The organism is Bacillus sp. 005/A4HT-01/001, assembly GCF_004634445.1.
Classification (GTDB): domain Bacteria; phylum Bacillota; class Bacilli; order Bacillales; family Bacillaceae; genus Bacillus; species Bacillus altitudinis.
Genome location: NZ_SEIZ01000002.1, coordinates 57,907 through 69,788, shown reverse-complemented (window position 1 = coordinate 69,788; position 11,882 = coordinate 57,907). Strand labels below are relative to the sequence as shown.

General features: G+C 41.2%; 13 protein-coding genes. 5 read left to right on the top strand and 8 right to left on the bottom strand.

Going from position 1 to position 11,882, the window contains the following annotated elements:
- Positions 1–30 precede the first annotated feature (30 nt).
- The 4 genes from ES896_RS05920 to ES896_RS20275 all read left to right on the top strand — a co-directional run bounded on the left by ES896_RS05920 (position 31) and on the right by ES896_RS20275 (position 3,543).
- Positions 31–1,302 (top strand): BaiN/RdsA family NAD(P)/FAD-dependent oxidoreductase, encoded by a 1,272-nt coding sequence (locus tag ES896_RS05920; protein ID WP_135226555.1) that lies wholly within the window; start codon positions 31–33, stop codon positions 1,300–1,302.
- The gene (locus tag ES896_RS05915) at positions 1,299–1,496 is read left to right on the top strand and encodes a hypothetical protein (protein ID WP_019743705.1); all 198 of its coding nucleotides are present in this window, start codon (positions 1,299–1,301) and stop codon (positions 1,494–1,496) included. The genes ES896_RS05920 and ES896_RS05915 overlap by 4 nt, the downstream gene beginning before the upstream one ends.
- Positions 1,497–1,636: 140 nt before the next feature.
- Positions 1,637–3,169: a glycine betaine transporter OpuD gene (gene opuD, locus ES896_RS05910; RefSeq protein ID WP_135226554.1), complete on the top strand. Its 1,533-nt coding sequence runs from the start codon at positions 1,637–1,639 to the stop codon at positions 3,167–3,169.
- A 203-nt stretch (positions 3,170–3,372) separates the two neighbouring features.
- Positions 3,373–3,543, top strand: a complete 171-nt coding sequence (locus ES896_RS20275) for a CbrC family protein (protein ID WP_346427548.1) — start codon at positions 3,373–3,375, stop codon at positions 3,541–3,543.
- A gap of 31 nt (positions 3,544–3,574) precedes the next feature.
- Here the strand turns inward: ES896_RS20275 and ES896_RS05900 are convergent, their stop codons facing one another.
- The 7 genes from ES896_RS05900 to ES896_RS05870 all read right to left on the bottom strand — a co-directional run bounded on the left by ES896_RS05900 (position 3,575) and on the right by ES896_RS05870 (position 8,857).
- The gene (locus ES896_RS05900; RefSeq protein WP_003217582.1) at positions 3,575–3,757 is read right to left on the bottom strand and encodes a sporulation protein Cse60; all 183 of its coding nucleotides are present in this window, start codon (positions 3,755–3,757) and stop codon (positions 3,575–3,577) included.
- A 101-nt stretch (positions 3,758–3,858) separates the two neighbouring features.
- On the bottom strand, positions 3,859–4,170 hold the full coding sequence (locus ES896_RS05895; protein WP_057079186.1) for a rhodanese-like domain-containing protein: 312 nt from the start codon (positions 4,168–4,170) through the stop codon (positions 3,859–3,861).
- A gap of 54 nt (positions 4,171–4,224) precedes the next feature.
- Complete coding sequence (locus ES896_RS05890; protein ID WP_135226553.1) at positions 4,225–4,908, bottom strand: YesL family protein; 684 nt, start codon at positions 4,906–4,908, stop codon at positions 4,225–4,227.
- 24 nt (positions 4,909–4,932) lie between these two features.
- On the bottom strand, positions 4,933–6,222 hold the full coding sequence (locus ES896_RS05885) for a Gfo/Idh/MocA family protein (RefSeq protein ID WP_135226552.1): 1,290 nt from the start codon (positions 6,220–6,222) through the stop codon (positions 4,933–4,935).
- A 17-nt stretch (positions 6,223–6,239) separates the two neighbouring features.
- Positions 6,240–6,764 (bottom strand): hypothetical protein, encoded by a 525-nt coding sequence (locus tag ES896_RS05880; protein ID WP_052320999.1) that lies wholly within the window; start codon positions 6,762–6,764, stop codon positions 6,240–6,242.
- Positions 6,761–7,873 carry a glycoside hydrolase family 88/105 protein gene (locus ES896_RS05875; protein ID WP_135226551.1) on the bottom strand — a complete coding sequence of 371 codons (1,113 nt, stop codon included), beginning with the start codon at positions 7,871–7,873 and terminating at the stop codon, positions 6,761–6,763. Before ES896_RS05875 ends, ES896_RS05880 begins: the two co-directional genes overlap by 4 nt.
- Positions 7,874–7,891: 18 nt before the next feature.
- Positions 7,892–8,857, bottom strand: a complete 966-nt coding sequence (locus ES896_RS05870; protein ID WP_008343019.1) for an ABC transporter permease — start codon at positions 8,855–8,857, stop codon at positions 7,892–7,894.
- A gap of 231 nt (positions 8,858–9,088) precedes the next feature.
- On the opposite strand from ES896_RS05870, the gene ES896_RS05865 reads away from it, so the two are divergent.
- Positions 9,089–11,389 (top strand): helix-turn-helix domain-containing protein, encoded by a 2,301-nt coding sequence (locus tag ES896_RS05865; RefSeq protein ID WP_019743703.1) that lies wholly within the window; start codon positions 9,089–9,091, stop codon positions 11,387–11,389.
- Positions 11,390–11,424: 35 nt separating this feature from the next.
- Here the strand turns inward: ES896_RS05865 and ES896_RS05860 are convergent, their stop codons facing one another.
- Positions 11,425–11,796, bottom strand: coding sequence for a winged helix-turn-helix transcriptional regulator (locus ES896_RS05860; RefSeq protein WP_008343017.1), 372 nt, complete (start codon positions 11,794–11,796; stop codon positions 11,425–11,427).
- Positions 11,797–11,882: the final 86 nt, after the last annotated feature.

Here is an 11,882-nt window from a genome sequence, read left to right as displayed (position 1 = left end):
AATGACTGAAAGTAGAAAGAGGAATGTAACATGAAACATTATGATGTCATTGTCATTGGCGGTGGACCTTCTGGACTGATGGCCGCGATTGCATCGGCAGAACACGGTGCATCGGTTCTGTTAATTGACAAAGGAAACAAACTTGGCAGAAAGCTCGCCATTTCTGGCGGTGGACGCTGCAATGTGACCAATCGCCTTCCAGTAGAAGAAATTATCAAGCATATTCCCGGAAACGGACGTTTTCTATATAGTGCATTTTCTGAGTTCAATAACGAGGATATTATTTCGTTCTTTGAAAATCTAGGTATTGAACTAAAAGAAGAAGACCATGGACGTATGTTCCCTGTCTCAAACAAAGCACAATCTGTTGTGGATTCCCTATTGGATAGGCTCCGCGTGCTCAATGTGACCATTCGAACGAATGAAAAGATTAAAACCGTTCTGTATCAAGACGGACAAGCAGCTGGAATTGTTACAAATAATGATGAAAAAATTTCAAGTCATGCCGTTGTCATTGCTGTTGGCGGGAAAAGTGTGCCTCATACAGGCTCTACTGGCGATGGCTATGCATGGGCAGAAGCCGCTGGTCATACCATTACAGAGCTCTTCCCAACAGAAGTACCCGTCACGTCAGACGAGCGTTTTATTAAGGACAAAGTGCTTCAAGGTCTTTCATTAAGAAGTGTGGCCGTGAGTGTTTTAAATAAAAAAGGAAAACCCGTCGTCACTCATGTCATGGATATGATCTTTACACACTTTGGCTTATCAGGTCCTGCCGTTCTGAGATGCAGCGGATTTGTTGTGAAGGAACTGAAAAAGCAACCGGCCGTCCGTCTTCAAATTGACTTATACCCAAAGCTCAATGACGAGGAGCTATTCCAAAAGCTTCATCGCGATCTAAAAGATGAACCAAAAAAAGCCATTAAAAATGTCCTGAAATCTTGGATGCAAGAGCGCTATTTATTGTTCCTTTTAGAACGAAATGGCATTGATCCGCAGGAGACATTTTCTGGTCTCGCTAAAGAGAAACTCCGCGCTTTTGCGCATGATTGTAAACATTTCATCGTCCATGCAAATGGGACGCTTTCTTTAGATAAAGCCTTTGTCACAGGAGGCGGCGTTTCTGTCAAAGAAATTGAACCGAAGAAAATGGCATCCAAAAAAATGAACGGTCTTTATTTCTGCGGAGAAATTTTAGATATTCACGGTTACACAGGCGGTTACAATATTACGTCAGCACTTGTGACAGGCAGGTTAGCTGGCATGAATGCCGCACTAGAAGTAAAGGAGAGATTCCAATGATTAGACGCGCACTTCCGATTGTCCTTGCAGTTGTCATTAGTTTGACAGCCGCTTTCTTTATGAAGCTGTCCATTACCCCGTTAAAAGTCGCCATTGTTTTAGCGTTTACGATTTTCGCTGTTTGTTTAAAAGAATATGTCTACCGTCTGCGCAAACGAATTGAAGAAAAGTCATCTTCACATATCGATGGTTGATAAATGGAAGGAAAACATGTTACGGTAAAATAGAGGTCGAGTGAGAAACTCGCCTCTTTTTGTTTGAAAATAGTTGAGACAGGGGATATTAAATTAAATCCTCTGCTTAAACGTGTAGAACAACAGGAGAGTGAGATGGTGTGAAAAACGTATCAAGTGTATTTTGGATTGTGATTGCTATCACATTTATTGCCGTTCTATGGGGAGCCCTTTCTCCAGATACGCTGCAAAATGTGACAGATCAAATTCAAACATACATTACAAATGACTTTGGCTGGTATTATTTATTAGTCGTATCGCTGCTAGTCGGCTTTTGTCTATTCTTTATCTTTAGCCCTATCGGAAAAATTACGTTAGGAAAGCCAGGTGAAGAGCCTGAATTTGGTCTTTTTTCTTGGTTCGCCATGCTGTTTAGTGCTGGAATGGGCATTGGGCTTGTTTTTTACGGAGCCGCTGAACCGATCAGCCACTTTGCCATTCAATCCCCAACAGGCGAGACGGAAAATGCACAAGCCTTCCGTGATTCCCTTCGTTATACCTTTTTCCACTGGGGACTTCATGCATGGGCCATTTATGCAATTGTCGCCCTTTGCATTGCATACTTTAAATTTAGAAAAGATGCACCTGGATTAATCAGTTCCACCTTATACCCAGTATTCGGAAACAGAATTCATGGATGGATTGGAAAAACCATTGATTGCATCGCAGTATTTGCAACGGTGGTCGGTGTAGCTACTAGTTTAGGACTAGGTGCCGCACAAATTAATGGCGGATTAAACTATTTATTTGGAATTCCAAATAACTTCCTGACTCAGCTCATCATTATTGCAATCGTCACGGTCCTGTTCCTTCTCTCTGCTTGGAGCGGTATTGGTAAAGGGATTAAATATTTAAGTAACACAAACATGATTCTTGCTGCTTTACTCATGTTCTTTTTACTCATTGTTGGACCAACTGTGTATATTTTAAATTCATTTACTGATTCAATCGGACAATACTTATCAAATATTGTACAGATGAGCTTTAGATTATCACCAAATGATCCAGAAAAGAGACAATGGATTAATGGATGGACCATCTTCTATTGGGCATGGTGGATCTCTTGGTCGCCATTTGTCGGTATTTTTATTGCAAGGGTTTCACGCGGGAGAACCATTCGAGAATTTTTAATTGGTGTCTTAGTGGCTCCTTCCATCCTCGTGTTCCTTTGGTTCTCGATCTTTGGTGTATCTGCAATGGACTTACAACAGAACAATATCGTCGATGTTGCAAACATGTCTACTGAAACGATGCTGTTTGGTGTTTTAAATGAATACCCACTCGCCATGATTACATCCATTCTGGCACTGATTTTAATTGCGGTATTCTTTATCACATCAGCAGACTCAGCTACATTCGTTCTCGGAATGCAGACAACCTATGGATCATTAAATCCAGCGAATAGTGTAAAGATCAGCTGGGGTATTATCCAGTCAGCAGTAGCGGCAGTGCTCTTATTTTCAGGCGGTCTTCAGGCCTTGCAAAACACAGCCAAACTCGCTGCTTTACCGTTCTCTGTTGTCATCATTTTAATGATTGTATCCCTGTACAAATCATTAAATGAAGAACGAAGAGCGATTAAACAAGCAAATAAGTACAATAAACCAAGAAGTCCAAGAGTAAAAAAAGCATAATCATCACAAGAGAAAAGTCGTTCCTCATCCGAACGGCTTTTTTTCTCGTTGAAATAATTGAAGATTGTCATGACATCGCGTATTCCGATAAAATAGTGTTGAATCATCACTTTTCTACATAATGGAGGTTTATATGACGTTACCTACGTTCAAGTACAACCCAGACCCAGTTTCATTACATGTGATTAAAAAAGAGCAAAGAGATTGAGCATTTAGAGGAAGAACTCTCAGAGGATATTGAAGAGATTTGCAGTGGTGGACATTTCACAAAAGAGAACCTGAAACAATGGCTCGTGAACGGAGGAGACTTGCAAGGCTACCTCTTTCAATGCGTTCAATGCAAAAAGCATCGTTTACATATTGATGCTAGTTGATCATGGCAAAAGGACCTTTCAGCAGGTCCTTTTATTTTTTATATAAAATGAGCGCTGAAAAACAGTAGAGCTGCTCTCCTCCTTGCTCACAGATCACCGCCACATTGTATTTGATGTCAATAATTTGGTCGTCGTCCATTCCTTTTAAAAAAAGATTGATTTCGCTTTGCAAATCTTTCTCGTGTTCTTCATCAAATACAGCTACCTTCAGCACATATGCCACGCTCCCTTCTCTTGCTACTCTATTTTTATGCAAATAGAGACGGACATATGAACAAAAAAAGCCTTCCATCTTGTCGATGAAAGGACTTCTTTTTACAGCTTCGGTTTTGTTTCTCCTGTCCATGCAAGCATGCCGCCAACGACATTGGTTGCTTGATACCCTTGGTCTTCTAAGAAATAGCAGACATTCTCACTGCGTTTACCAGAACGGCAAATAATATAATACTCTTGCGACTTATCAAACGCATCTAGCTTCTCAGGAATATCCCCCATTCGAATATGGACAGCCTCTGGAATCATGCCTTCTGCTACCTCTTCATCCTCACGCACATCGACGAGCTGAATGGCTTCTTCTTGCGCTAGCTTTTGCTTTAATTCTTCTATTGAAATTTCTTTTACTGACACGACTCTCATCTCTCCTTTTAATCACGGTGACACCATTATAGCAAATCATACACATCACTGCGTATTCACCCGCTTGGATTGAAGGAAAGACGGGAATCGTTTCTTCACATCAACTGCCGGCTGCTCGCTTTCAAACTCTATCTTTTTAAACACTTGATAGGCTAGCCACATGTGGCCATATGCGAGAATGCTGATGCTAAAAAACGGCACGATCCCTGGCAAATAAGCAAATAGGATAAAGAGAACAGCCGAGAAAACGAGCATAGAGAGCGTATATTGCAAATACGAGATGCCAAGCAGAAGGGAAAATTTCAAATAAAGACGCTTTTTCCAATCATAATGAGCCAGCAGCGGAAAGATATAAAACAAGCTGACAATAAACAGAAAACCAAAGATATAGATCGCAAAGCGAAGCACGTGTAAAAACCAACTCGTTGGATAAATATAAGCAAGGTCTACATAAATAATCGTCCCGATGATGACCAGCACCACTCCAATGATATTAGAGCGTACAAATTCTTCGCGGTATACTTTCCAAAAGGTTTGAAAGACGCTGACTTGCTCATGCCCTTGTATCCACTTTCTCATCACAGAAAATAACGCTGTTGTTGCAGGCATGAAGCCAAAGATTCCAAGCCCAAGTAAAGTGAACAAAAGCCATAACAAATTCGTATAGGCGAGTCTCATCACCCACTCACACATGCGCAGCATTCTGCTCATTGATCCATCATGATCCATCTCTCTTCCCTCCTCTCTTACTCGTTACACCGTCTCTTTTTGAAACAATTCTTCTATTTCAATCGGGCGTTTTTCTGCAACTGAGCGCCACATGCCTTCGCCAAGTGCAATGGAATAAGCACCCGCCTCTGCTCCTGCTGAAATGTCATAAGGAATGAGCGGATCTTTTCCTAAAAATAAATCTGCTAATAATAGCGGATCTCCGCCTCCATGACCACCTGATTGCTTCACAACTTCAATCGTTTCTTTTCCACCAAACATCGGGTAGTATGCAATTGTCTGTTCAGGGAATTGAAAAGGGATTCTCGACGGCACATGAAACTCATTTGTTTCAATCCGTCCCTTCGTCCCGTTAATCGCAAGCCGGTAGCCTTCATATGGCGCTGAAAATTGAATCGAGTAACTTAACAAAGCTCCCTGATCATAAGCCACTGACGCCACGTATGTATCCTCAATATCAATTTCTTGATCAAAAATACAGGCATCCGGGCGATAATTCGAGTATTGCTTTGACTGCTGCTCACCTGATTCAATATGGTCATCCTCCACCTTTGAACGCTCTACCCGCGGATTCCACCTTGCTTCATAATGACAGGTATCTCTTACATGACAGGTTCCGCAATATCGATTCCCTTCACCCTGCAAAGGATTCCAAGGACTTTCATTCCCATAATAATTCAGTGCGCCATAGGCAAATACTTGCTTCGGCTTTTGATCAATCCACCAGTTGACCAAGTCAAAATGATGGGTCGATTTATGAATAGACAGACCGCCTGAATATTGACGCGAGCGGTTCCACCTTTTGAAATAACTCGCTCCATGATACGTATCAATGAGCCAGCTTAACTCAATAGACGTGACCCTTCCAATCTTTCCATCTAAAATAAGCTCTTTTATCTTTCGGTGGAATGGATTGTAGCGATAATTAAAGGTGACGGTGACCTTCCCTTTGCTTTCTGCCTCTTTTTCCATCACCTGTTTGGCATCTTTTGCTGTTGTGACCATCGGCTTTTCCGTTATGACATCCAGATCATGATCCAGTGCCTGCAGGATATATGTGACATGTGTATCATCTCGCCCCGCCACAATGACGATATCTGGTCTTGCTTCCTTCACCATCTGACCAAATGCATCCTCATGAAAAAATGAGACGCCCCTTAGTGATGGAAAACGCTCCTGACAAAGTGTATACCGCTTCTCATCTACATCTAGGAGCCCTGTAATCCTGTAATGCTCATTGAAATCCTCGGTGAGCGGTTTGATAAACATATTGAAAGCACGGTGACTGAGCCCGCAAACGGCGACCCTTTTCACATTCCCCACCCCTTTTTCTATTGGTTTTCACGAAGCTGCTTCATGAGAGACAGTGCCTCTTTAGATTTCTCCGCATACACAGGTATGAAGGCGACCATATCTCGGTGTAATCGAAAGGTATAGCCATTTAGCTGCTTTGTTCCTTTCTTGATTTGGACCGCATAATCGACTGTATTTCCCGTCTTTGCATCTTCCACCGTATATGGTCCTTCCCCTTCGCCATCTACCCGCATCTCTTCAAGCAGCTGAAAGCTTTCAGGGTCATCATATGTTCTAAACATTTCTTCCGGGACAAACATCACGTCCCCCTCTTTTGCAGTTATTTCAACAAGAAGTTTTTCAGGAATTGCAGGGAAGATGTGAACGTCGTATGTCTCCTGATTTGGTTGAAAAGCTTTCTCCACTAATTGGTCTTTCATTGCTTTTGACATGTCAGAAAAAATAAGGACATCAATCCCCTCTGTTTTCCCCTGACAGGCGGACAAATAAAAGGCAGCGATGAAGCTGAGGAGCCATGCCGCAGCCCTTTGATGCCGCCTCATACCTTTTGAAACACAGACAGCTTTTCTAGTTCAGTTAACGCCATAATAAAAGCGCCTGCTCCATGCAAATCATTCGTGCTCCGCTCTCTGCCAACGTAATAATCATAAAAACCCGCAGATGTTCCAATACAAATATCGTTCACTGTAAAATCGCCGTTGTCTTTTTCCTCCGTTTTATACTGAATCAACCCTTGATACGCTTTGACCACATGATCAACATATCGAAGACTGACATATCCTTCATTCATGGCTTTTGCCATCGCATATATGAATAGACATGACCCTGAGCTTTCAAGCCAGTTGTCGCTATGACTTCCTTTATCAATGATCTGATGCCATAGACCTGTTTCGTCGTCCTGATACTTTGCTACACTTTCCAGCATATCTGTCAGTGTGTCCTTCCACACTTTTCGTCCTTCATGACCTTCTGGCAAATCTTCGATCATATCGGCTAACGCAAGGACATACCAGCCAAAGGATCTTGCCCAAAATTCTGGGGAACAGCCCGTCTGTTGATCAGCCCATGGCATCACTTTCCGTTCATCCCATGCGTGATAGTAAAGGCCCGTTTTTTCATCTTTGGTATGCTTTCTCATGAGATGCTCTTGATGGATGACCATGTCCACCAGCTCCGATTCTCCTGTCAACTGGGCATACTTTAAAGCAAAAGGCCCACCCATATAAAGACCATCTAGCCACATTTGATAGGCATAATTGTCTTTATGCCAAAATCCGCCCTCAGACGTGCGATTCAGCGTCAGGTAAAGCCCCCGAAGCTTTTCTGCTGCCTTCACATACCGCTTCTCTCCCGTTCTTTCAATCAGCGGGAATAAAATGAGCCCTGCTTGAATGGCATCAAGCTCGTCTCTTCGGAATAACAGATTCCCATGGTCATCAATGAGTGAGTCAGCATAATTTTTCACATAATCAAAGTACGCCTCGTTTTCTGTTGCTTCGTAAAGCTTCATCACTCCGCAAAGGAAAACCCCTTGATGATAGTGCCACCTTCCAGCTGGCGGAAGTTCAATCGGTGTATACGCTTTCATTATTGTTTGTGCTAATTTCTCTGCATGCTCAAGCGGTGATCCCTTTTCAATCGATAATGTCATTGGTCTTCATCTCCCCTTTTAATAAATCCCTTCTTCTCCAAACTTCTTCGCTAAACGGTTTGCCATCATGACCAAAATAAGTCCAACGGCTGCTTTAAATAAACCAACAGCGGTACTATAGCTGAATTGTCCTTGCTTCAGACCAGCTGTATACACATACGTATCAAAAATCTCTGCGACTTCCCTGTTGGTCGCATTGAGTAATAAATAGACATGTTCAAATCCAAGCTCTAACGTATCACCGATTTTTAAAATGAGCAGTACAACAATGACACTTTTAATCGCAGGAAGGGTGATGTGCCACATTTGTCTGAGTCTGCCGGCTCCATCCATTTTTGCTGCTTCATATAGCTGCGGATCTACTGCTGTAATCGCTGCAAGATAAATAATGGTTGACCAACCCGCTTCTCTCCAGATTACCTGCAAAATGTACATGGGTCTAAACCATTCTTGACTAAGAAGGAAGTTAATCTTTTCTCCTCCGAAGAAAGCAATCAATTCATTGATCAACCCGCCATCTACCGTTAACAAAACAAAAGATAAGGACACGACAATCACCCATGACATGAAGTGAGGAATATAAATCATTGTCTGAACAAATTTCTTAAACAGTGCCAATCTGACCTCGTTTAAAAGAAGAGCTAATAAGATTGGAATCGGAAAGAAAATCACGACATTCATGGCAAATAAAATGAGCGTATTTTTTAATAAGATGAAAAATGTTGGTTCTGTAAATAAGCGAATAAAGTGTTTGAAGCCAACCCACTCACTGCCAAGAATTCCGAGAAACGGCTGGTAATCTTGAAAGGCAATGATCAGCCCCCACATAGGGACATATTTAAAGACAAGAAAATAAAGGAGCCCTGGCAAAATCATTAAATACAGAAATTTTTGACTAAGTAATTGATTAAGTAAGCGCTTTCTCTTTTCTTTTTTCAAAGCTGCCGCAGGCACACCCTTGGCAGTGACATCCTGTGTTTTCACAGATAAAGCCTCCCCTCATGCTGATGCATGTGTTAACTGTATCTTAAGGATGAAAAATCCGTCTACAATCATATCATCAGATCATATTTACTCAGGGGAAGCTACTCAAAACGTTACATAAAACATAAGAAAATGATCCTAATCTCAGAAAATGATTATTGACAAACCTACCAGATTTTTGGATTAATAAACTAAGGGGAAAAGATTGTTTCGTTTGAAATGGGGGGTTTTATGAAAAGAAAGCAGTATAAATTTTATTACAAGCTGGTGACGTTTTTTTTCGTGCTTAGTACGATTCCTGTTATTATTGTCGGTATTTTTTCTTATCAGCATTCGCAAAAAACTGCACTCGAAAATATTTCAAATGAAAAGCTGGACAGCGTCAAACAAACGCAATCCAATATTGAGCATATTCTAAAGACAGTAGATCATTCTCTCACTCACTATGTCAGTTCGCCGCCTCTCCTTCAAACACTGGCAGAACCTTTAAATCCAGACCAATTCCAACTTTATAATCAAGTCCAGCAAGAACTGAATTACCTGCAAACCTTCGACACCGATCTCTCCAATATTACACTTGTTAGTAAAATGGAAGATTGGTATATGAACAATTCTGGTCTTTATCATGTCTCGAACGGGGATCAAGAGAAAGCGTTAACCTCTTACCTCAATATTCCGAGTCATTCCAGCTGGGCACTTGAAGAAAATAATCCACTTGTCTCAACAAAAGAAGGAAAGACATCCTTTTGCAAATACAATGTGAATTTAATCAAGCAGCTGCCGATGAATAGTGTCCAAAAAAAGGGGATCGCCGTCGCCAGCATTCCAAGCTGCGTGATTGCTGACAACATGCCTGACTTCTCTCAATCTGATAGTATGTTTGTCATTGATACAAACGGAAAAGTGCTGCTACATAATCGAAAAGAACAAATTGGTGACTCGTTAAAAAATCAAGATTTCGTCAAACATGTCCTGTCACTTGAAGAACGATCCGGACAATTTGATATGAAAATCGATGAACTAAACTATCAAATTACGTTTCAAAAATCAGATTATAACGAATGGACATACTTATCCTTTGTCTCCATTCCAGAACTAAAGCAGCAAACGAAATCAATCGGGTGGATCACCTTTATTATTTGCTTTATTTTGTTAGCGCTTTCATTATTATTTTCATGGTTTGGCTCTAGACACTTTTATAAACCGATTCGCTTATTATACGAATCCTTTGCACGTAATGAGTCGTTTTTGCATAAACAGCCTTTCCAAAATGAATTTGAGCTCATCGAATCGAGCATTAAACAAATGAAAGATCAAAACAATGATCTAGAGGAACGGATTGAGCAGCAAGTGACACACTTACAACAATACTTTATGGTGCGGCTGCTGCTTGGCAAGCTGACGGAAGAAGAGATTCACAACCGATTTCAAAGTCTAGGCTTTCCTCGTGACTGGTCCCATTTGTCCATGCTTGTGACCCAAATCGATACACTAAAAGGAACGCCGTATGAAAAAAAGGATGCAGACTTGCTTTTATTTGCGATAAATGGACTGATTGAGCAGATTATTCCGCTAGAGGAACACCTTCAGCCGACCGTTGTCAATCAGCATCAAACGACGATTGTCCTCAATCAATCGAAGTCAGAAGAGGAATTTACTGAATATTTAAATCAATTAGCCGAAACAATTCAGCAGCGGATTGAGGAAGAGCTGGGCTTGTCGATCAGCATTGGGATCAGTCGCTCATTTAAAGAACTCTCTATGGCCAAACATGCTTATATTGAGGGAAAAGAAGCCTTAAAATACAGGCTCAAAGCAGAGAAAAAATCCATTCTTTTATACGAGCACATTCAGCAAGGAAAGACGTTTAAGACTCATTTCCCAAAACAGCTGCAGCATGATTTATTTGATGCCATTAAAGCAGGCGATCAAGGCAAGGCAGATCACTATTTACATGTGCTTCTGCAATCCATTTTTTCTAAAAATGCTGGACCACATGAGTACCAGATTGCTCTCGCTCGTTTTTTAAACAATCTCATCGAGCTGATGCATTTGCTAGGCATCGAATTGTTTGAAGTCGAAGATAATAAAATGCTCTATGATACGATCTTTGAGTTTAAAACGTTTGAAGATACAGAAGCGTGGCTGAAACATGAGATCATTCGACCCATCATTGATCAGCTCGGCGCACGTGAAGACTCTCAATATAAAAATATCTCAGAGAAAATCATTCATATCATTCATCAAGAATTTGACTCAGATCTGACCTTGGACGAAATCGCTACACGCCTGCACTATAATCCAAATTATTTAAGTAGTATTTTTAGAAAAGAAATGGATATCTCCTTTAGTGAATATCTCTCGTCTTACAGACATCATGTCGCCAAAAACTGGTTGGTGGAGACGGATATGTCGGTGAAAGAAATTTCGGAAAAGCTAAAATACAAAAATCCGCAAAATTTCATCCGCTCCTTTAAAAAGCTGGAAGGCACGACGCCTGGAAAATACCGTGATCAGAAAAAAGGCACATAAAGCAAAGTCCCGCTCTCACAAGAAGCGGGACTTTTTTATTTAAACTGTTCATTTAGGATACTGTCTTCCAGCACTGAAAGCGGTTCGCCATACACTCGTTCAATATGGGCTGCCCCCCAATCACATAACGCATTCAAAATTCGCTCAAGCGACTGTCCGTATTCACTTAATTCATACTCCACTTTAGGCGGCACTTGTTCATATACAATGCGGTTAATCACACCGTCATTTTCAAGCTCTCGCAGCTGCTGTGTGAGCATTTTTTGCGTGATATTTGGCATGAGGCGCTTCAGTTCACTCGTCCGCTTTTTCCCATGTGTTAAATGACATAAAATGACACACTTCCATTTCCCGCCGATCACTTCAAGCGTTGCCTCCACAGAGATATTATATTTCTTCTTTTCCAACGTCGCTTCACTCCTTTTGATGCTGTACAGGCACTTTTTAGTACCTATATTACAAAAAAGTACGTACTTTTTTTTCTATCATCTAT

Excerpts from the sequence above, each read along its gene's own strand:
- ES896_RS05920 (WP_135226555.1), top strand. The coding sequence starts at position 31 with ATGAAACATTATGATGTCATTGTCATTGGCGGTGGACCTTCTGGACTG.
- ES896_RS05865 (WP_019743703.1), top strand. The coding sequence starts at position 9,089 with ATGAAAAGAAAGCAGTATAAATTTTATTACAAGCTGGTGACGTTTTTT.
- ES896_RS05915 (WP_019743705.1), top strand. The coding sequence starts at position 1,299 with ATGATTAGACGCGCACTTCCGATTGTCCTTGCAGTTGTCATTAGTTTG.
- ES896_RS05890 (WP_135226553.1), bottom strand. The coding sequence starts at position 4,908 with ATGGATCATGATGGATCAATGAGCAGAATGCTGCGCATGTGTGAGTGG.
- ES896_RS05880 (WP_052320999.1), bottom strand. The coding sequence starts at position 6,764 with ATGAGGCGGCATCAAAGGGCTGCGGCATGGCTCCTCAGCTTCATCGCT.
- ES896_RS05875 (WP_135226551.1), bottom strand. The coding sequence starts at position 7,873 with ATGACATTATCGATTGAAAAGGGATCACCGCTTGAGCATGCAGAGAAA.